This window comes from Paracoccus aestuarii (assembly GCF_028553885.1).
Classification (GTDB): Bacteria; Pseudomonadota; Alphaproteobacteria; order Rhodobacterales; family Rhodobacteraceae; genus Paracoccus; species Paracoccus aestuarii.
On sequence record NZ_CP067169.1, the window covers coordinates 703,131 to 721,674 of the forward strand.

At 66.5% G+C, this 18,544-nt stretch carries 20 protein-coding genes; 11 read left to right on the forward strand and 9 right to left on the reverse strand.

Features of this window, described 5'->3' with window-relative positions; genetic code table 11:
• Positions 1-61 precede the first annotated feature (61 nt).
• From rplQ to JHW48_RS03675, 11 genes are all read left to right on the forward strand, one after another.
• Positions 62-478 carry a 50S ribosomal protein L17 gene (gene rplQ / locus JHW48_RS03625; protein WP_119884999.1) on the forward strand — a complete coding sequence of 139 codons (417 nt, stop codon included), beginning with the start codon at positions 62-64 and terminating at the stop codon, positions 476-478.
• A 276-nt stretch (positions 479-754) separates the two neighbouring features.
• The gene (locus JHW48_RS03630) at positions 755-1,366 is read left to right on the forward strand and encodes a helix-turn-helix transcriptional regulator (protein ID WP_119884998.1); all 612 of its coding nucleotides are present in this window, start codon (positions 755-757) and stop codon (positions 1,364-1,366) included.
• A 58-nt stretch (positions 1,367-1,424) separates the two neighbouring features.
• Entirely contained in the window at positions 1,425-2,015 is a 591-nt protein-coding gene (locus JHW48_RS03635) for an acyl-homoserine-lactone synthase (RefSeq protein ID WP_119884997.1), read from the forward strand.
• Positions 2,016-2,057: 42 nt separating this feature from the next.
• Positions 2,058-3,371, forward strand: coding sequence for a replication-associated recombination protein A (locus tag JHW48_RS03640; protein ID WP_119884996.1), 1,314 nt, complete (start codon positions 2,058-2,060; stop codon positions 3,369-3,371).
• A gap of 54 nt (positions 3,372-3,425) precedes the next feature.
• Positions 3,426-4,478 (forward strand): RluA family pseudouridine synthase, encoded by a 1,053-nt coding sequence (locus JHW48_RS03645; protein ID WP_119884995.1) that lies wholly within the window; start codon positions 3,426-3,428, stop codon positions 4,476-4,478.
• Positions 4,475-5,131 carry an HAD-IA family hydrolase gene (locus tag JHW48_RS03650; protein WP_119884994.1) on the forward strand — a complete coding sequence of 219 codons (657 nt, stop codon included), beginning with the start codon at positions 4,475-4,477 and terminating at the stop codon, positions 5,129-5,131. The genes JHW48_RS03645 and JHW48_RS03650 overlap by 4 nt, the downstream gene beginning before the upstream one ends.
• Complete coding sequence (locus JHW48_RS03655; RefSeq protein ID WP_119884993.1) at positions 5,128-5,841, forward strand: ATP12 family chaperone protein; 714 nt, start codon at positions 5,128-5,130, stop codon at positions 5,839-5,841. Before JHW48_RS03650 ends, JHW48_RS03655 begins: the two co-directional genes overlap by 4 nt.
• A gap of 170 nt (positions 5,842-6,011) precedes the next feature.
• Positions 6,012-7,040 carry an amino acid ABC transporter substrate-binding protein gene (locus tag JHW48_RS03660; RefSeq protein WP_119884992.1) on the forward strand — a complete coding sequence of 343 codons (1,029 nt, stop codon included), beginning with the start codon at positions 6,012-6,014 and terminating at the stop codon, positions 7,038-7,040.
• A 109-nt stretch (positions 7,041-7,149) separates the two neighbouring features.
• Positions 7,150-8,406 carry an amino acid ABC transporter permease gene (locus tag JHW48_RS03665; protein WP_240637685.1) on the forward strand — a complete coding sequence of 419 codons (1,257 nt, stop codon included), beginning with the start codon at positions 7,150-7,152 and terminating at the stop codon, positions 8,404-8,406.
• A 1-nt stretch (position 8,407) separates the two neighbouring features.
• Positions 8,408-9,862: an amino acid ABC transporter permease gene (locus JHW48_RS03670; RefSeq protein ID WP_119884990.1), complete on the forward strand. Its 1,455-nt coding sequence runs from the start codon at positions 8,408-8,410 to the stop codon at positions 9,860-9,862.
• A 10-nt stretch (positions 9,863-9,872) separates the two neighbouring features.
• On the forward strand, positions 9,873-10,658 hold the full coding sequence (locus JHW48_RS03675; protein ID WP_170152215.1) for an amino acid ABC transporter ATP-binding protein: 786 nt from the start codon (positions 9,873-9,875) through the stop codon (positions 10,656-10,658).
• A 48-nt stretch (positions 10,659-10,706) separates the two neighbouring features.
• On the opposite strand, the gene JHW48_RS03680 is transcribed toward JHW48_RS03675, so the two are convergent.
• The 9 genes from JHW48_RS03680 to rnpA all read right to left on the reverse strand — a co-directional run bounded on the left by JHW48_RS03680 (position 10,707) and on the right by rnpA (position 18,485).
• Positions 10,707-11,225, reverse strand: coding sequence for a SixA phosphatase family protein (locus JHW48_RS03680; protein WP_119884989.1), 519 nt, complete (start codon positions 11,223-11,225; stop codon positions 10,707-10,709).
• An 80-nt stretch (positions 11,226-11,305) separates the two neighbouring features.
• Positions 11,306-12,205 (reverse strand): acetylglutamate kinase, encoded by a 900-nt coding sequence (argB, locus tag JHW48_RS03685; protein ID WP_119884988.1) that lies wholly within the window; start codon positions 12,203-12,205, stop codon positions 11,306-11,308.
• A 63-nt stretch (positions 12,206-12,268) separates the two neighbouring features.
• On the reverse strand, positions 12,269-12,919 hold the full coding sequence (gene yihA / locus JHW48_RS03690; protein ID WP_119884987.1) for a ribosome biogenesis GTP-binding protein YihA/YsxC: 651 nt from the start codon (positions 12,917-12,919) through the stop codon (positions 12,269-12,271).
• Positions 12,916-13,680, reverse strand: a complete 765-nt coding sequence (locus tag JHW48_RS03695; protein WP_119884986.1) for an MOSC domain-containing protein — start codon at positions 13,678-13,680, stop codon at positions 12,916-12,918. Before JHW48_RS03695 ends, yihA begins: the two co-directional genes overlap by 4 nt.
• Complete coding sequence (gene yidC, locus JHW48_RS03700) at positions 13,677-15,536, reverse strand: membrane protein insertase YidC (RefSeq protein WP_119884985.1); 1,860 nt, start codon at positions 15,534-15,536, stop codon at positions 13,677-13,679. The genes JHW48_RS03695 and yidC overlap by 4 nt, the downstream gene beginning before the upstream one ends.
• A gap of 119 nt (positions 15,537-15,655) precedes the next feature.
• On the reverse strand, positions 15,656-16,951 hold the full coding sequence (locus tag JHW48_RS03705; protein WP_119884984.1) for an EAL domain-containing protein: 1,296 nt from the start codon (positions 16,949-16,951) through the stop codon (positions 15,656-15,658).
• Positions 16,952-17,009: 58 nt separating this feature from the next.
• Positions 17,010-17,897, reverse strand: a complete 888-nt coding sequence (gene ttcA / locus JHW48_RS03710; RefSeq protein ID WP_119884983.1) for a tRNA 2-thiocytidine(32) synthetase TtcA — start codon at positions 17,895-17,897, stop codon at positions 17,010-17,012.
• Positions 17,881-18,144 (reverse strand): membrane protein insertion efficiency factor YidD, encoded by a 264-nt coding sequence (yidD, locus tag JHW48_RS03715; protein ID WP_119884982.1) that lies wholly within the window; start codon positions 18,142-18,144, stop codon positions 17,881-17,883. Before yidD ends, ttcA begins: the two co-directional genes overlap by 17 nt.
• Positions 18,141-18,485 (reverse strand): ribonuclease P protein component, encoded by a 345-nt coding sequence (gene rnpA, locus JHW48_RS03720; protein ID WP_240637682.1) that lies wholly within the window; start codon positions 18,483-18,485, stop codon positions 18,141-18,143. The genes yidD and rnpA overlap by 4 nt, the downstream gene beginning before the upstream one ends.
• Positions 18,486-18,544 lie beyond the last annotated feature (59 nt).

Consider the following 18,544-nt stretch of genomic DNA (forward strand, 5'->3'; position numbering starts at 1 on the left):
AGGAGAGCGGCCCGCACGCATGGGCCGCCGGACAAAGCAAAACACGCTGTAGGAGATCATCATGCGTCACGCTCGCGGTTACCGCCGCCTCAACCGTACCCACGAACACCGCAAGGCGCTGTTCGCCAACATGTCCGGCTCGCTGATCGAGCACGAGCAGATCAAGACCACCTTGCCGAAAGCCAAGGAACTGCGTCCGATCGTCGAAAAGCTGATCACGCTGGCCAAGCGCGGCGATCTGCACGCCCGCCGTCAGGCCGCCGCCGCGCTGAAGCAGGACATGCATGTCGCCAAGCTGTTCGACGTCCTGGGCGAGCGCTACAAGGACCGTCAGGGCGGCTATGTCCGCATTATGAAGGCCGGCTTCCGCTATGGCGACATGGCGCCGATGGCGATCATCGAGCTGGTCGACCGCGACACCAGCGCCAAGGGCGCCGCCGACCGCGCCCGCCTGGAGGCGGAATACGCCGAGGAGTGATCCCGGCGCTTCGGCTGACCGACATTGCCCCGTCGCGACCTGCCGCGGCGGGGTTTCGCTTATCCGCTTGACGTAGAGGCAGCGCGCATTCTTCGCCTTATTGCGGGTGGCGGACTGGCGGTATGACTGGAGGCGGCGCGGCCGTCTTCAGCGGCCGGCCAGGGGGAGAATGATGGAACGCAACCTATTTGCCATCGCGTTAACCAAATCGAAACTTAATGCGTCCAAAGCTTCGATGGACGTTGACCGTAATCATTTCAAGCTGTTCAAAAAGCCATGTCCTCACGTGCAGACATAAACGCCGGATTGCGCAGCCTGGGCAAGATTGCCCAGTCCGGCTATTTCGTCGGTCTGCATATCCGCTTCGCGGCGCCCCTGATGCAATTCCAGACCTATTCCGAGGAATGGTCGGAATTCTATTCCCAGAACGGCTATGCCCTGCGTGACCCCACGATTGCCTGGGGCTTTTCGACCACGGGGCATTGCCGGTGGTCGTCGCTGCCGATCCCTGATCCGTTCAACATCCTGAAGGATGCGGCGAATCACGGGCTGATCTTCGGTCTGACCGTGTCCCATGGTCCGATCGCCTCGCGGACCATCGCCTCCTTTGCCCGGGCCGACCGCGAGTTCACCGACCCCGAGATCGCCGAGATCTCGACCACGGTTCGGCGCCTCCACGAGATCACGGAGCCGCCGGAGAGCCTGACCAAGGCTCAGAAAGATGCCCTTCGTTGCATTGCGGAGGGGGATCGTCATGCGGCTGCGGCTGCCAAGCTTGGCATTACCGAAAGCGCGTTCAAGGCTAGGTTGATTTCCGTCCGCGAGCGCCTGAAGGCCAGGACCACCGCCGAGGCGCTGCAGAGGGCCAAGGAATACCGTTTGCTGTAGATGTCGCCCACAGGGGTCCGCAAGGCGGGAAGGGTGCCCTCACACCCAGGAGAAGCAGATGCAGACCACGACATTGTCCTTTTCGAACCTACACAATCACGGCGAACTGTTCGCAAACCTGTTCCGGGCCCGCAAGCAGAGCTTCATCATCCAGAAGAACTGGGACCTGCCCGAATCCGAGGATATGGAATTCGACCAGTATGACACGCCCCAGAGCCGCTGGATCGCCATCCATGACCGCACCGAGGTCCTGGCGGGCATCCGGCTGACCCCCACCACGGCGCGTTGCGGGATCTATTCCTACATGATCCGCGACGCGCAGGAGGGGATCCTGGGCGGCGCCATCCCGCAGGACCTGCTCTATGCGCCCGCGCCGGTCGATCCGCATGTCTGGGAATGCTCGCGCGTCTTCGTCAGCCACTCGATCCCGCAGATGTATCGCCGCAAGGTCCACTTCAAGATGGTCGAGGCGATGACCGGATCGGCGCGTGACATGGGCGCGACCAAGCTGATCGCGCTGACCGGGGCGAACTGGCCGCGTTGGTACGGGCGCTGCGGGCTGACGGCCGAGGCCTTGGGCCGCCAGATGCAGATCGATGACGGGCTGTTCCAATGCGTGGCGATCGACCTGACCACCAAGATGCATTGATGGGGCTGTCGCAGACCGGGGCCAGGCCCTAGACTGCGCGCCATGGCCGACCTTTTCGACACTGCGCCCGAACCCGAAACCCCGTCGCGGACGGTCCGCCCCCTGGCCGACCGCATCCGGCCCGCGCGCCTGTCCGACGTGATCGGGCAGGGCAGGGTGCTGGGCCCCGACGGGCCGCTCGGCGGGATGCTGGAGGCGGGCAGCCTGTCCTCGCTGATCCTCTGGGGGCCGCCCGGGGTGGGCAAGACCACCATCGCCCGCCTGCTGGCGGACGAGACCGACCTGGCCTTCGTGCAGATCAGCGCGATCTTCACCGGCGTCCCGGACCTGCGCAAGGTCTTCGACGCCGCGCGTCTGCGCCGGGGGCAGGGCCGCGCGACGCTGCTCTTCGTCGACGAGATCCACCGTTTCAACAAGGCGCAGCAGGACAGCTTCCTGCCGCATATGGAGGATGGCACCATCCTGCTGGTCGGGGCCACGACCGAGAACCCCTCCTTCGAGCTGAACGCCGCGCTGCTGTCGCGCGCCCAGGTCATCGTGCTGGACCGCCTGTCCTTGGCCGATCTGGAGCTGTTGGCGCAGCGCGCCGAACGCGAGCTGGGCCGCAAGCTGCCTTTGACCCCCGAGGCGCGCGACGCGCTGCTGGAGATGGCCGATGGCGACGGCCGCGCCGCCCTGAACCTGATCGAGCAGGTCGCCGCCTGGAAGGTCACCGCGCCCATCGACCCCGACGCCTTGGCGCAGCGCCTGATGCGGCGGGCCGCGAAATACGACAAGGCGGGGGACGAGCATTTCAACCTGATCTCGGCCCTGCACAAATCGGTGCGCGGCAGCGACCCGGATGCCGCGCTCTATTGGCTGGCGCGGATGCTGGAGGGGGGCGAGGATCCGCGTTACCTCGCGCGCCGCATCACCCGCATGGCGATCGAGGATATCGGCCTGGCCGATCCGGCGGCCGCGCGCCATTGCCTGGATGCCTGGGCGCTCTATGAACGCTTGGGCAGTCCGGAGGGCGAGCTGGCCTTGGGCCAGGCGGTGATCTATCTGGCCTTGGCGCCGAAATCCAACGCGGGCTATGCCGCCTACAAGGGCGCCCGGGCCGAGGCGCGCCGCACCGGCAGCCTGATGCCCCCCGCCCATATCCTGAACGCGCCGACCAAGATGATGAAGGATCAGGGCTATGGCGCGGGCTATGCCTATGACCATGATGCCGAGGACGGGTTCAGCGGCCAGAACTATTTCCCCGACGGCGTCAAGCGCCCGGTCCTCTATGTCCCGGTCGAGCGGGGCTTCGAACGCGAGCTGAAGAAGCGCCTGGACTGGTTCGTCAGCCAGCGCCTGAAGCGCGGCGGTTGACTTTGCCGCCCCGCGCCGACAGGAGAGGGGCCAGCAAACACGAGGATTTCAGCCATGAGTGGCGTTCAGACCATCATCGTCGGCGATGACGAGGCGGAGATGCGCCTGGACCGCTGGCTGCGCAAGCGCTTTCCGCATCTGAGCCAGGTCGCGGTCGAGAAGATGTGCCGCAAGGGCGAATTGCGCGTCGATGGCGGCCGGGTCAAGGCCGCCACCCGGGTCGAGCCGGGCCAGCAGGTCCGCATCCCGCCTTTGCCCGAACCCGGTCCCGCCGCTGAACGGGCCGAACGCCCCTTGGGCCCGCGCGTGACCGACAGCGACGCGCAGATGATCCAGGAGGCCGTCCTGTGGAAGGACGAACACATCATCGCGCTGAACAAGCCCCCCGGCCTGCCCAGCCAAGGCGGCAGCGGGTTGGGCGGACGGCATGTGGACGGGCTGACCACCGCGCTGCTCTTTGGCTACAAGGAACGGCCCAAGTTGGTGCACCGGCTGGACAAGGACACGTCGGGGGTGCTGCTGCTGGCGCGGACCGACCGGGTGGCGCGCGCCCTGTCGGCGGCCTTCCGCGACAAGACCACGCGCAAGATCTATTGGGCGGCGGTGGCGGGCGTGCCGCATCCGCGCATGGGCACGATCCGCTATGGCCTGGTCAAGGGCGGCGGCGGCCGCGGCGACAACGAGAAGATGATCGCCGTCCATCCCCGCGACATCGACGCGACCGAAGGCGCCAAGCGCGCCACCACCGATTACGCCGTGCTGGACGCGCTGGCCACGCGGGCCAGCTGGTGCGCGCTGGTGCCGATCACCGGGCGCACGCATCAGCTGCGCGCCCATATGGCCGAACTGGGCCATCCGATCGTGGGCGACGGCAAATACGGCGGATCGGGGCAGGAGAATCTGGGCGATGGCTGGGGCGCGCAGCTGGGCGGCGAGATCAGCAAGAAGCTGCATCTGCACGCCCGCTCGATCACCTTCGACCATCCGATCACCAGGAAGCGCGTGACCATCACCGCGCCCCTGCCCGAGCATATGCTGCGCACTTGGAAATCGGTCGGCTGGCACGAGAACGACGTGCCCGACGACCCCTTTGCGGATGACGCATGAGGCTGGTCGTCTTTGACGTCGACGGCACGCTGGTCGACAGCCAGGACCACATCCACCATGCCATGAGCCATGCCTTCGCGCAGGTCGGGCTGGAGCCGCTGCCCAAGGCCGAGACGCTGCGCATCGTCGGCCTGTCCCTGCCGGTCGCGGTGCGCGAACTGGCGCCGCGCCTGTCGGATGCGGTGCAGGCGGCGATCGTGGCGGCCTACAAGGACAGCTTCGCGCGGGCGCGGACGCAGGGGATCGCGCCGCTCTTTCCCGGGGCGCGGGACTGCCTGGACCGGCTGGCGCGGCGCGACGACCTGCTGCTGGCCGTGGCCACGGGCAAGTCGCGCCGGGGGCTGGATGCGATGATCCTGGGCCACGGGCTGCAGGGGCGGTTCATCAGCCTGCAGACGGCGGACGGCCACCCGTCCAAGCCGCATCCCGCGATGCTGCTGGCGGCCCTGTCCGAGACCGGGGTTCCGGCCGACCGCGCGGTGATGATCGGGGATACGGGCTTTGACATGGCGATGGCGCAGGCGGCGGGCGTGACGGGCCTGGGCGTGACCTGGGGCTATCACCCCCCGCAGGTGCTGCGCGATCACGGCGCGGCGCGGCTGCTGGATGATTTCGGCGCATTGACACAGGCCATCGAGGAGTGGGCGGCATGAGCGAATGGAAGGCCCGGCGGTTCTGGACCGAGGTCTCGACCCGCGCGGCGGGCGACGGGTTCGAGGTTGTGCTGGATGACAAACCCCTGCGCAGCCCCAACAAGCATCCCCTGATCCTGCCGACCGAGGCGCTGGCCCGCGCCCTGGCCGAGGAATGGCGCGCGCAGGAGGATCTGATCCGCCCGCTGACCATGCCCCTGACCCGGGCGGCCAATTCCGCGACCGAACGCGTGGCCCCGCAATTCGAAGACGTTGCTTCCATGCTTGCCGAATATGCGGGCACCGACCTGCTGTCCTATCGGGCAACGGGGCCGCAGGTCCTGGTCCGGCGCCAGGCCGAGGCCTGGGACCCGCTGATCGCATGGGCCGCGCGCGACCTGGACGCGCCGCTGCGCGTGACCGAAGGGGTGATTCCCGTCCCCCAGGACCCCGCCGCGCTGGCCCGGCTGCATGACCGTCTGCGCGCGCTGGACCTGTATGGGCTGACCGCGCTGCATGATCTGGTCACGATTCCCGGGTCGCTGATCCTGGGCCTGGCGGTGATCGAGGGCCGCCTGACCGGCGAGGAGGCCCACCACCTGTCCCGCATCGACGAGGATTTCCAGGCCGAGGAATGGGGCCATGACGAGGACGCCGCCGCCGTGGCCGAGGGCCGCCGTCTGTCCATTCTGGTGGCAGAGCGCCTGTGGCATCTGTCCCGTCGCGGTTGAAAGCGGTTGCGACCGGCGACGGAGTTCTTGACGCGGCAAGTTGTATCGGCACAATACCGCCTATTGGGACGGCAGTCGATGCCGGCCCGAGGTCGACAAGGACCCGGGGAAGGGTCCGCATCGCGTCCGGGGGCCCAAGGCCCGCAGGATGCTCCAACACAGAGGTAGAAATGAAAAAATCGGTTTTCCTGGGGACGGTGGCCGCGACGACGATGCTGGCCGGCATGGGGATGGCCCAGGATGGGGGGGCGACGCTGGCGCAGGTCAAGGACCGCGACGAGCTGAACTGCGGCGTGAATACCGGCCTGGTCGGCTTCGCGGCGCCGGATGCCAGCGGCAACTGGACCGGGTTCGACGTGGCCTATTGCCGGGCGCTGGCCGCGGCGGTGCTGGGCGATCCGAACAAGGTGCGCTTCGTGCCGACCACGGGCCAGACCCGCTTCACCGCGCTGGCCTCGGGCGAGGTCGACGTGCTGGCGCGCAACTCGACCTGGACCTTCTCGCGCGATACGGACCTGGCGCTGGATTTCGTGGGCGTGAACTACTATGACGGCCAAGGCTTCATGGTGAGCCGCGACCTGGGCGTGACCTCGGCCAAGGAACTGGACGGCGCCACCATCTGCATCCAGACCGGCACCACGACCGAGCTGAACCTGGCCGATTATTTCCGCGCCAACAACCTGAACTACACCCCCGTCAACATCGACAGCAATGCCGAGGGTGAACAGCAATACATGGCCGGGGCCTGCGACGCCTATACGACCGACGCATCGGGCCTGGCCGCGACCCGCGCCGCCTTCGCCGATCCCGAAAGCCACATCATCCTGCCCGAGATCATCTCGAAGGAACCGCTTGGCCCGGCCGTGCGCCATGGCGACAACAACTGGGGCGACATCGCCCGCTGGACGCTGAACGCGCTGATCGCCGCCGAGGAATACGGCGTCACCTCGCGCAATATCGAGGAGCTGGTCCGGTCCTCGACCAACCCCGAGGTCCAGCGCCTGCTGGGCACCACGGACGAGCTGGGCGCGATGATCGGCCTGGACGCCGAATGGGCGCGCCGCGCGATCGTGGCCGGCGGCAACTATGGCGAGATCTTCGCCGCCAATATCGGCGAACAGACCCCGATCGGGCTGGCGCGCGGGCTGAACGCGCAATGGACCCAGGGCGGGCTGCTCTACGCGCCGCCGTTCCGCTGATCCGACACGGACAAGGGGGCCGGCCGCACGGGCCGGTCCCCGATCAACGACAAGCCCGCCGCATCAATGAAACGGCACAAAGCCGATGGCGGGTGACAGGGGTAGAAAGATGACGGACGCATCGGTCCCGGCTTCGCCGCCGTTCCGACTGAGCATGCTGGTCAATGACCGGCGGTATCGGTCCATGACCTTCCAGGTGGTCGTGTTCATCCTGGTCATGGCCGGCGCCTGGTGGCTGGTCATGAACACGATCCACAACCTGAGCCTGATGGGCAAGAGCTTCAACTTCGGGTTCCTGTTCCAGCGCGCGGGCTATGACATCCCGCAGACGCCGATCCCCTATACCGCCGACGACACGCATCTGCGCGCCGCGGTGGTGGGGCTGCTGAACACGCTGATCGTGGCGGTGCTGGGCTGCATCGCGGCCACCGTTCTGGGCGTGATCGTGGGGGTCGCGCGGCTGTCGAACAACTGGCTCTTCGCGCGGCTGATGACCGTCTTCGTCGAGATCTTCCGCAACATGCCGCTGCTCTTGTGGATCCTGATCGTCTATGCGGTCTTCACCGAGATCATGCCCGCGCCCAACGCCTTTCGCGGGGACAATCCCACCGCCTCGATGATCCTCTTCGATCATGTGGCGCTGACCAACCGCTATACCGCGATCCCGACCCTGGCGATGACCAACGATCCGGGCAGCCTGGACCTGGGGGCGCGCATCACCTTCAACTGGGCGACCATCGCCATCGCGGGCGCCCTGATCGCCGGGCTGATCGCGCGCCGGATGATCCGCGACCGCGCCCAGGCCGTGCAGGACCGCACCGGCATCCGCCCCGTCACCTGGTGGCAGACGCTGGCCGTGATGACCGTGCCGACGCTGATCCTGATCTGGTATTTCGGCCTGCACCTGGAGGCGCCCAGCCTGCAGGGCTTCAACTTCACCGGCGGGCTGAACGTGTCGAACTCGCTGGTGGCGCTGTGGCTGGCGCTGACGCTCTATACCGCCGCCTTCATCGCCGAGATCGTGCGCGCCGGCATCCTGGCCGTCAGCCGCGGCCAGTCCGAGGCGGCCTTCGCCCTGGGCCTGCGCCCCAACCGCACCATGAGCCTGGTGATCCTGCCGCAGGCGCTGCGGGTGATCATCCCGCCGCTGATCTCGCAATACCTGAACCTGACCAAGAACAGCTCTCTGGCGATCGCGGTGGGTTACATGGACCTGCGCGGCACCCTGGGCGGCACCACGCTGAACCAGACCGGACGGGAACTGGAGGCGATCGTGCTGATGATGCTGACCTATCTGGTGATCAGCCTGATCATCTCGGCGGGGATGAACATCTTCAACGCCCGCGTCAAACTGAAGGAGCGGTGAGATGAGCGACACCCACGCCCAGACCGTAGGCTTCGTCCGCGACACCATGCTGCCTTCGGCCGCGCCCCCGGTGCGGGAATCCGGTGCGGTGCGCTGGCTGCGCGAGAACCTGTTTTCCGGCCCCGTGAACACCATCCTGACCATCCTGGGGATCGGCATCGTCTGGTTCCTGGTCGCGACCTTCTGGGACTGGTTCGCCCATTCCGTCTGGAACGCCAACAGCCTGAACGAATGCCGCGAGATCGTCGCCGCCACCTGGGGCGAGGGCGCGCGCGGCGCCTGCTTCGCGGTGATCCGCGAACGCTGGAACCAGTATCTGTTCGGCTTTTATCCGCAGGACCTCTATTGGCGGCCGACCATGACCTTCGGGCTGATGATGGTCGCGCTGGCGCCGGTGCTGTTCAGCGCCTCGCTGACCATCCGGCGGGTGGTGCTGGCGATCACCGCCGTGGTGACCCTGTGGGCGATGATCGTCCTGGGGGCGCCCGCGGGATGGCTGGGCTTTGCGACGCTGGTCCTGGTCGTGGGGCTGGTCGCGTCGGAACGCAACATCATGTGGCTGCTGCCCTTTTCGATCATCTATCCGCTGCTGGGGGTGTGGTTCCTGTGGGGCGGCAGCCTCTGGGGGCCGATCTTCGTGCTGGTCGGGCCGGTGCTGGGCTGGATCGCGTGGCGGGTGCTGTCGCGCGTCTCGCCCCTGCTGGCGACGGTCGCGGCGATCCTGGTCACGGTGCTGTTCTGGCTGATGCTGGCGGGGGACGCGGCGCGCGACGCCGAGAACCTGCTGTCGCTGTCCATCCAGTCGGTGCGCTCGGACCGGTTCGGCGGCTTTCTTCTGTCCCTGACCATTGGGGTGGCGGGGATCGCGCTGTCGCTGCCCTTGGGCATCGTGCTGGCCTTGGCGCGGCAGTCGGACATGTTCCTGATCAAGTCGCTGTCGGTGATCTTCATCGAATTCATCCGCGGGGTGCCGCTGATCACGCTGCTCTTCGTGGCATCCTTGCTGCTGAACTACTTCCTGCCGCCGGGCACGACCTTCGACATCATCCTGCGCGTCATCATCATGGTGACGATCTTCGCCGCCGCCTATATGGCCGAGGTCATCCGCGGGGGCCTGGCCGCCCTGCCCAAGGGGCAGTACGAGGCGGCCGACGCCTTGGGCCTGGATTACTGGAAGGCGCAGCGGCTGATCGTGCTGCCGCAGGCGCTGAAGATCTCGATCCCCGGGATCGTCTCGACCTTCATCGGCATGTTCAAGGACACGACGCTGGTGACCTTCGTGGGCCTTTACGACCCGCTGAAGTCGATGTCGGACGCGGTGCGCGCCAATGTCGCCTGGAAGGGCATCTACTGGGAGCCGTTCATCTTCGTCGGCGCCATCTTCTTCCTCATCTGCTTCGGCATGTCGCGATACTCGATGTATCTGGAACGCCGCCTGCAGCGGGACCACAGGTAAGGACCACATCATGGAAACCATCGAACGGGTGATCGACCGCAGCCAGATGCGCGTCAGCGACGAGGTCGCCATCGAGATCCGCAACATGAACAAGTGGTACGGATCGTTCCACGTGCTGCGCGACATCGACCTGACCGTGCATCGCGGCGAACGGATCGTCATCGCGGGGCCGTCGGGATCGGGGAAATCCACGCTGATCCGCTGCATCAACCGGCTGGAACAGCATCAGGCGGGCCATATCGTCGTGGACGGGGTCGAACTGACCGACGACATCAAGAACATCGACAAGGTCCGATCCGAGGTCGGGATGGTGTTCCAGCATTTCAACCTGTTCCCGCATCTGACCGTGCTGGAGAACTGCACCCTTGCGCCGATCTGGGTCCGCAAGATCCCCCGCAAGCAGGCCGAGGCGACCGCCATGCGGTTCCTGGAAAAGGTCAAGATCCCCGAACAGGCCGGCAAATATCCGGGCCAGCTGTCGGGCGGCCAGCAGCAGCGCGTGGCCATCGCCCGCTCGCTCTGCATGCAGCCCAAGATCATGCTGTTCGACGAACCGACCAGCGCGCTGGACCCCGAGATGATCAAGGAGGTCCTGGACACCATGATCGAGCTGGCCGAGGAGGGGATGACCATGATCTGCGTCACCCACGAGATGGGCTTTGCCCAGGCCGTGGCCAATCGCGTGATCTTCATGGATCAGGGCCAGATCGTCGAGCAGAACACCCCGACCGAATTCTTCAACAACCCGCGGTCGGAACGGACCAAGCTGTTTCTCAGCCAGATCCTGGGGCATTGAAGGGCGGGGCAGGGGGCGACCCCTGCCCGGCCCCTTGCCTGACGCGTCTCAGCTGCGGCCGTCGAAGCGGATGAAATCCAGCACGCTGCCCTCGCCCGGGCGGACCTGGTCCCAGCTATCCACCTGGAAATCCACGACCAGCGTCGCCGCCGTGGGATAGCGGCGGAAATCCGGGTCCATCGGCGCCCGCGCGGGCAGCATGGCCGCGAATTCCGAAATGCCCGGATTATGGCCCAGCATCATCACCGTGGGCATGGTCGCCGTGCGCAGCACCGCCAGCATCCGGTCCGGCCCCGCGTGATAGAGCGTGGGTTCGAACCGCATGATCGGCCGCACCTCCAGCGGGGCGATGGCCAGCATCTCCCATGTCTCGCGGGTGCGCAGCGCGGTCGAGCACAGCACCTCCTCCGGCTCGTGGCCGCGGCTGGCCATCCAGTCGCCGAGCGCGCGGGCCGACCGGCGGCCGCGTTCGTTCAGCGGCCGGTCGTGATCGTCCAGCGTGGGATCGTCCCAGGCCGATTTCGCATGGCGGGTCAGAATCAGGCGGCGGTGTCCTGTGGGGGTCATGGGGTCTTTGCCTCTCGTGCCATGCCGTCGGTTCAGGCAGCCTGCCACAGGTCCCGGCGGAGCAGCAAGCGGAACGCGCGTCAGAGCCCGGTATCGCCCTGACGCAGCCCGCGCGGCTTGACCCGCGGTTCCGTCGTGCGGATCAGCGAGCCCGCGCCATGTTCGGTGAACAGCTCCAGCAGGCAGGCATTGGGCACCCGCCCGTCCAGGATCACCACCGCCCGCACCCCGTCATCCAGCGCCTTCAGCGCGGTCTCGGTCTTGGGGATCATGCCGCCGGCGATCTGGCCATCGGCGATCATCGCGCGCACCTGGTCGGGATGCAGCTGCGTCACCACCTCGCCCGAGGCGTCCTTGACCCCCGCCACATCGGTCAGCAGCAGCAGCCGGTCGGCCTTCAGCGCGCCCGCGATGGCGCCCGCCGCCGTGTCGCCGTTCACGTTGAAGGTCTCGTTATCCTCCATCCCCGTGGCGACCGGGGCGATCACCGGAATCATGCCCGCGCCATAAAGGTCGCGGATGATCTGGACGTTCATCTCGACCGGGCGGCCGACGAAGCCCAGTTCGGGATCGTCCGCCTCGCAGACCATCATGTCGTCATCCTTGCCGGAGATGCCCACCGCGCGGCCGCCCGCATCGTTGATGGCCTGGACGATGCGCTTGTTGACCAGGCCCGACAGGACCATCTCGACCACCTCGACGGTCTCCTTTGTGGTGACGCGCTTGCCGCGGACAAAGCGGCTCTCGATGCCCAGCTTGCCCAGCAGGTCGTTGATCATCGGGCCGCCGCCATGGCAGACGACCGGGTTCATGCCGACCTGCTTCATCAGCACGATGTCGCGGGCGAATTCGGCCATCGCCTCGTCATCGCCCATGGCGTTGCCGCCGAATTTGACGACCACGACCGCGCCGGAATAGCGCTGCAGATAGGGCAGCGCCTCGGACAGGGTGCGGGCGGTGGCGATCCAGTCACGATTCATGGTCTGTTTTCTCATCCTTGGGGGTCCCTGGCTGACGGCCGGACCCTAGGACGCAAGGGCGGATCAGTCCAGCCCGGCGATGATCGTGCGCAGCGTGGCGATGCCATGGCCCTTTTCCGAGCTGGTCAACACGATCTCGGGATAGGCGGCGGGATGCTTCTGCAGCGCCTCCTCGACCTGGGCCAGCACGGGTTTCAGCGCATTGGGGCCCAGCTTGTCGGTCTTGGTCATCACCACCTGAAAAGGCACGGCGGACCGGTCCAGCAGGGTCATGATCTCGTGATCGACATCCTTCACCCCGTGGCGCGAATCGATCAGGCAGAAGGCCCGGCGCAGGGTCTGGCGCCCGGCCAGATAGGATTTCAGCAGTGCCTGCCATTTGGCGACCACCGCGACCGGGGCCTTGGCAAAGCCGTATCCGGGCAGGTCGACCAGATAGGCCCGCTCGCCCAGGGCGAAATAGTTGATCTCCTGCGTGCGGCCGGGGGTGTTCGAGGCGCGGGCGATGCCCTTGCGGCCGGTCAGCGCGTTGATCAGGCTGGATTTGCCCACATTGGATCGTCCGGCAAAGCAGACCTCGGGCCGGTCGGCGGGGGGCAGGCCGTCCATATGGACGACGCCCTTGACGAAATCGACCGGCCCCGCGAACAGCAGCCGTGCGGCCTCGGCCTGGGCGGGATCGGGCTCGGGGGCGGTGGGGAAGACGACTTTCATGCGCTGACCTGATCCTGAAGGCGGATCGTGCCGCCGGTGACGACCTCGGCAAAGATGCCGAAATCCGTATGTCCGTAATGCCGGCCCAAGGCCGCGACCATATCGATGTCGCGCCGGCCCGTCTCCGTATCGGCCGAGGTCGCCTGACAGCGCCCGATGGGTTCGGTCACGCGCAGCTCGACCTGGCCGATGCGCAGGATGCGGCCGATCATGTCGCGTTCGGCATGGGCGTCCCAGCCCTGGACCCACAGATTGCCGCGCCAGCGATGCGTGCCCAGGGGGTGGCCGACGCGACCCTCCAGCTCGGCAAGGCTGTCCAGCGACAGGATCGAGACCCAAGGCCATTTCTGATCGGTCCAGAGGCCCGCGCCGCGCACCAGGCGGGTCGGGGCGGGGGCCTCGGCAGGCCAGATCGGCGCCAGCCAGTCGACCAGCCGCGGGCCCTCGGTTTCGGGGTCGATCGTCAGGTCGGGCCGGTCGGGATGGCGCAGCACCAGCCGCCCGTCATCCCATCCGCCGGTCACGGCCTGCAGGCCGGGGGCCAGCACGCCGCGCAGAAAGCAGGATTTCGGCAGCCAGCGATCCGGCTGGCCGTCGCCATCCTGGCGGTCCAGGGCCAGCCTTTCGCCGGCCTCGGTCAGGATCGCCCATTCGCGATCGCCGGGCAGGCGACGCGCGGGGGACAGGGTGACGGCGTCCAGCCCCTCTCCGCCGACCGACTTGATCGGGTGGCGGCGGATCAGGGCCAGACGGGCGGTCATTTCCCGGCGCCTTCCTTGCCTGGCTTGTCACCCCGCTTGCGCGACGGCATCGAGGCCCGGATGTTGCCGAACAGGTCTGGCCGCGCGCCATGCAGCGACATGATCGTGTATTGCTGGATGATCGTGATCACGTTGTTGGTGATCCAGTAGAGCACCAGCCCCGAGGCGAAGCCGCCCAGCATGAACATGAAGATCCACGGCATCCAGGCAAAGATCATCTTCTGCGTGGGATCGGTCGGCGTCGGGTTCAGCCGCTGCTGCAGCCACATGCTGACGCCGAGCGCGATGGCCAGGACCGGCAGTGTCAGCGAATGCAGCAGCGTCCCCTGCGCCGGCACCCCATAGGGCAGCAGGCCATAGAGGTTCAGCAGGCTGGACGGGTCCGGCGCGGAAAGGTCCTGGATCCAGCCGAACCACGGCGCGTGGCGCAGCTCGATCGTGACGAAGATCACCTTGTAGAGCGAGAAGAAGATCGGGATCTGCAAAAGGATCGGCAGGCAGCCCGCGGCGGGGTTCACCTTTTCCCGCTTGTAGAGCTCCATGACCTCGCGCTGGAACTTCATCCGGTCCTCGCCGGTGCGGGCCTTGATCTCCTCCATCTGGGGCTGCAATTCCTTCATCTTGGCCATCGAGATGTAGGATTTGCGGGCCAGCGGGAAGACCAGCGTCTTCAGCACGAAGGTCAGCGCGATGATCGCCCAGCCCATGTTGCCGATGATGCCGTGCAGCCAGTGCAGCAGGCGGAAGATCGGCTTGGTCAGGAAGTGGAACCAGCCCCAATCGATCGAGTCGACGAAACGCTGGATGCCGGGATTCTCCTCGTAGGAGCGGATCACGTCCCAGACCTTGGCGCCTGCGAACAGATAGCTGTCGGCCGTCAGCGTCGTGCCCGGCTGGACGGTCTGCATCGGGAAACGCGCCTCGGTCTGATAGATGTCGGCACCCTCGGCATATTTCACGACCGCGGTGAAGGCCTGGCCCGGCGCAGGCGCCAGCGAGGTCATCCAGTATTTGTCGGTGAAGCCGATCCAGCCATTGCCGCTGACCTCGTAGATCTCGGCCCGGCCCTCGCGCTCGACCCGGTCCATGTCGGTCATGGCGTTGTACTTCATCTCGATCAGGGTGCCGTCGACCATGCCGACGACGCCCTCGTGCAGGATGAAGAAATTCTCGGTCACCGGGCGGCCGTGGCGGGCGATGATGCCGTAGGGCGCCGCCGAGAAGGCCGCGTCGCCGGTGTTCTCGACGCTCTGCGAGACGGTGAAGAGGTAGTTGTCGTCCAGCGCGAAGGTGCGGCGGAAGATCTGGCCCGCGCCGTTGTCCCAAGCCAGCGTGACGGGCTGGCCCGGCGCCAGGGTCTGGCCATCCTCCAGCGTCCAGACGGTGGCGGGGTTGGGGACCGCGGCGGCATCGGTGCCGGGACCGGGGGTCCAGCCATAGACGGCGTAATAGGGGCGCGTGACGTTGACGTTCACCCGGTCATCGGCCGTGGCCGATGAGGGCGACAGCAGGCGCACATCCGGGGAGCCTGCGTCCTGGGTCTCCTGGTAGCGGGTCAGCAGCAGGTCGTCGATCCGCCCGCCGGCCAGCGAGATCGAGCCCGCCAGCGCCTCGGATTGGATCGGCACGCGGCCCACGGGTTCGCCCGCGGCGGGCGCCTCGGCCAGGTCGGCGGGCGCGGTCGCGGCCGGGGTTCCGGCGGGGACCAGCGGCTGGTCGCCGATGCCTTGTTCGGCGATGGGCTGGCCCGAGGGCTGGTCCGAGACCGGCTCCGGGGCGAAGACCGTGTACCAGACCAGGATCACCAGGAACGACAGCACGGTCGCCAGGATCAGATTGCGGTTGTTGTCTTCCATGTCCTTGCCACCGTCATCGCGTCAGTCGCGCCGGTTCAACAGAACGCACCCCGAAAGGTCAAGCGGATTTGCCCGCGCGGGCAGGAATCCTTGGGGAAATCGCAGGTGACCGAAACGCGTCACCCCCGCTGTGCGATCGTCGGCAGACGTGCCGCCGCGTCCTTGTGACGCTCCAGGAACACACGGGTATCAGCCAACGGCATCGGCCGAGCGACGGCATAGCCTTGCACCTCGTCGCAGCCCATCTGCGCCAGAAAGGCATATTCCGCTCTTGTTTCAACACCCTCGGCCAAGGCTGCAATACCAAGGCGTTCGGTCAAGGCAAGGATTGCCAGGATCATGCGCTGTTGCGCGCCATCGATGTCGCAGGCTGTGACGAAGCTGCGGTCGATCTTGATGCGGTTAATGCCGAACTGGCGGATCGCGTCCAAGCTGGCATAGCCGGTGCCGAAATCGTCCAGGTCGATCTGGCAGCCCGCCTCGGCCAGCTTGCGCAGGTTCTCGCGCGCCTCGTTGCTGCTGGTGACGGGTCCAACGCTTTCCAAGACCTCTACGACCAGCCGCTTTGTCGGAATTTCATGGCGGTCCAAGTCCCACAAAAGGCAATCGGCGAAACCGCGATCCGACAATTCGCAGTTGGAGATGTTGATCGACACAGTCGGAACATCAAAACCGTCCCGGTCCCAGGAGTTCAGGGCTGACATGCACTGCGCAAGCATGAACAGGGTCAGTGTCTTATGGTCAGCAGACGACATCTGAGGCATGAATGCCCCGGGCGCCAGAATTCCCCGGGTCGGATGGTTCCAACGGGCCAGGGCTTCGAAGCCTGTTACCTGACCGGTATGGCAAGAAATCTGCGGCTGGAACCATGCTTCGATCTGACCCGCGACGACCGCATCGGAAACAGTGGCGGCAAGCTTGCTGTCGCAAAGGGTTGGGTCGTAGGGATGCAATCGCAGGCGGCCGAGCTCAAGGTCATTTACCAGGGACATGCGTTGCTGGGCATTGCCGATAAGATCCGGAACGGCAGGTAGATTCGGCTGGTCTGCGTGGATCAGGATGCCAGTGAGCACGGGCAAGATTGTTTGATCGGAATAGACAAGCGGATTTTGCGCCTGTTCATGCAACCTTTTGGCGACCTGCAGCGAATCCCGGTCCGTGCGGTTGCGCAGGACAACGGCATAGAGACCGGGTGCCAGGATCTGCACTGGATCATAAGGCCGAACGGCACCGCCCAATGTCATCGACAATTGTACCAGCAGATGTCCCATGGCGACTTTACTCAAGGCGGCGTTCAGGGCCTCGACGTTTTCCAGACGCAGCAAAAGCACGCTGCGGGACATGTCCTCTTTCCGCCGCTGACCGCAAACCAGCCGGCGCAGAGGCGAGAACAAACGGTTTAATTTCTTGGACATGCCGGACCTTTCACGGAATCACCGGCATCAGGATTAGGTCAAATTGCTTGTCGGACCGTTAATGGCCGCCGTCCTTCGCCGACAGGATGGGGGGCTGGTCCCCGGTCCGGGGCGACTCGCCGGGAAAAATTGCGGAAAAGTCGAACAATTCCCGGTCCAGCAGATGCGAGGGGCGGACATTCATCAGCGCGCGGAACATCACCTGGCGGCGGCCGGGGCTGCGGGCCTCCCATTCGTCCAGCAGGCGCTTGACCTGGACGCGCTGCAACCCCTCCTGGCTGCCGCACAGGTCGCAGGGGATGATCGGATAGGCCATCGCGCGGGAAAACCGCTCGCAATCGGCCTCGGCCACATAGGCCAGGGGGCGCAGCACGGTCAGGTCGCCCTCCTCGTTCAGCAGCTTGGGCGGCATCGTGGCCATGCGCCCGCCGTGAAAGAGGTTCATGAAGAAGGTCTCCAGCATGTCGTCGCGGTGATGGCCCAGAACGACGGCCGAACAGCCCTCCTCGCGCGCGATGCGATAGAGATTGCCGCGCCGCAGCCGCGAGCACAGCGCGCAATAGGTCCGGCCCGCGGGGACCTTTTCCTTCACGACGGAATAGGTGTCCTGATATTCGATCCGGTGCGGCACGCCGCGCGCCTTCAGGAATTCCGGCAGGACGGTCGCCGGAAAGTTCGGCTGGCCCTGATCCAGGTTGCAGGCCAGCAGATCGACCGGCAGCAGCCCGCGCCACTGCAATTCATGCAGCACGGCCAGCAGGGCATAGCTGTCCTTGCCGCCCGACAGGCAGACCAGCCAGCGGTCGCCGGGGCGGACCATGCCGTAATCCTCGATCGCGGCGCGGGTCTCGCGGACCAGGCGCTTGCGCAGCTTGCGGAATTCGGTGCTGTCCGGGGCGCCCGCGAACAGGGGATGGATCTCGGTCGTGTCAGCGTCGTCCAGCATCGCGGGCCCTTTCATGGTCGGGATCGGCGCCGGGCACGGGGTCATAGCCGTGCCCGCCCCAAGGGTGGCAGCGCCCGATGCGCCGCAGGGTCAGCAGCCCGCCGCGCAGCCCGCCATGGCGCGCCAGCGCATCCAGCGCATAGGCCGAACAGGTGGGCTGGAACCGGCAGCCATGCCCGACCCAGGGCGAGGCGACCAGCCGATAGGCCCGGACGGGCAGGGCCAGGATCCGCGCCAGCGGCGTCATGCGTGGACCTTGGCCATGGCGCGGGCAAAATCGCCCTGCAGATCGGCGAAGGGGCGGGCAATCGTCGCCTCCGGGCGGCCGATCAGGACATAGTCCCATCCGGGCAGGCCCAGGCCGGGCAGGCCGAGCCGCGCGACCTCGCGCAGGCGGCGCTTGGCGCGGTTGCGGGCGACGGCATTGCCGATCTTCTTGGAACAGGTGAAGCCCACGCGGGCCGGGCCGTCATCGTCGCGCCGCCGCGCCTGCAGCAGAAAGCCGGGCATGCCCTGACGGCGTGCCCGGGCAGCGGCCAGGAAATCGGCACGCTTCTGCAGGACGGGGGGCATGCGAAATGCCGCCATGCCGACATCCTGGGGCTGCGAGACAGCGGGATGGGGCAAGGGCGGCATGTCGAAAGCCT

Excerpts from the sequence above, each read along its gene's own strand:
- rplQ (WP_119884999.1), top strand. The coding sequence starts at position 62 with ATGCGTCACGCTCGCGGTTACCGCCGCCTCAACCGTACCCACGAACAC.
- JHW48_RS03630 (WP_119884998.1), top strand. The coding sequence starts at position 755 with ATGTCCTCACGTGCAGACATAAACGCCGGATTGCGCAGCCTGGGCAAG.
- JHW48_RS03635 (WP_119884997.1), top strand. The coding sequence starts at position 1,425 with ATGCAGACCACGACATTGTCCTTTTCGAACCTACACAATCACGGCGAA.
- JHW48_RS03640 (WP_119884996.1), top strand. The coding sequence starts at position 2,058 with ATGGCCGACCTTTTCGACACTGCGCCCGAACCCGAAACCCCGTCGCGG.
- JHW48_RS03645 (WP_119884995.1), top strand. The coding sequence starts at position 3,426 with ATGAGTGGCGTTCAGACCATCATCGTCGGCGATGACGAGGCGGAGATG.
- JHW48_RS03650 (WP_119884994.1), top strand. The coding sequence starts at position 4,475 with ATGAGGCTGGTCGTCTTTGACGTCGACGGCACGCTGGTCGACAGCCAG.
- JHW48_RS03655 (WP_119884993.1), top strand. The coding sequence starts at position 5,128 with ATGAGCGAATGGAAGGCCCGGCGGTTCTGGACCGAGGTCTCGACCCGC.
- JHW48_RS03660 (WP_119884992.1), top strand. The coding sequence starts at position 6,012 with ATGAAAAAATCGGTTTTCCTGGGGACGGTGGCCGCGACGACGATGCTG.
- JHW48_RS03665 (WP_240637685.1), top strand. The coding sequence starts at position 7,150 with ATGACGGACGCATCGGTCCCGGCTTCGCCGCCGTTCCGACTGAGCATG.
- JHW48_RS03670 (WP_119884990.1), top strand. The coding sequence starts at position 8,408 with ATGAGCGACACCCACGCCCAGACCGTAGGCTTCGTCCGCGACACCATG.
- JHW48_RS03675 (WP_170152215.1), top strand. The coding sequence starts at position 9,873 with ATGGAAACCATCGAACGGGTGATCGACCGCAGCCAGATGCGCGTCAGC.
- JHW48_RS03680 (WP_119884989.1), bottom strand. The coding sequence starts at position 11,225 with ATGACCCCCACAGGACACCGCCGCCTGATTCTGACCCGCCATGCGAAA.
- argB (WP_119884988.1), bottom strand. The coding sequence starts at position 12,205 with ATGAATCGTGACTGGATCGCCACCGCCCGCACCCTGTCCGAGGCGCTG.
- yihA (WP_119884987.1), bottom strand. The coding sequence starts at position 12,919 with ATGAAAGTCGTCTTCCCCACCGCCCCCGAGCCCGATCCCGCCCAGGCC.
- JHW48_RS03695 (WP_119884986.1), bottom strand. The coding sequence starts at position 13,680 with ATGACCGCCCGTCTGGCCCTGATCCGCCGCCACCCGATCAAGTCGGTC.
- yidC (WP_119884985.1), bottom strand. The coding sequence starts at position 15,536 with ATGGAAGACAACAACCGCAATCTGATCCTGGCGACCGTGCTGTCGTTC.
- JHW48_RS03705 (WP_119884984.1), bottom strand. The coding sequence starts at position 16,951 with ATGTCCAAGAAATTAAACCGTTTGTTCTCGCCTCTGCGCCGGCTGGTT.
- ttcA (WP_119884983.1), bottom strand. The coding sequence starts at position 17,897 with ATGCTGGACGACGCTGACACGACCGAGATCCATCCCCTGTTCGCGGGC.
- yidD (WP_119884982.1), bottom strand. The coding sequence starts at position 18,144 with ATGACGCCGCTGGCGCGGATCCTGGCCCTGCCCGTCCGGGCCTATCGG.
- rnpA (WP_240637682.1), bottom strand. The coding sequence starts at position 18,485 with ATGGCGGCATTTCGCATGCCCCCCGTCCTGCAGAAGCGTGCCGATTTC.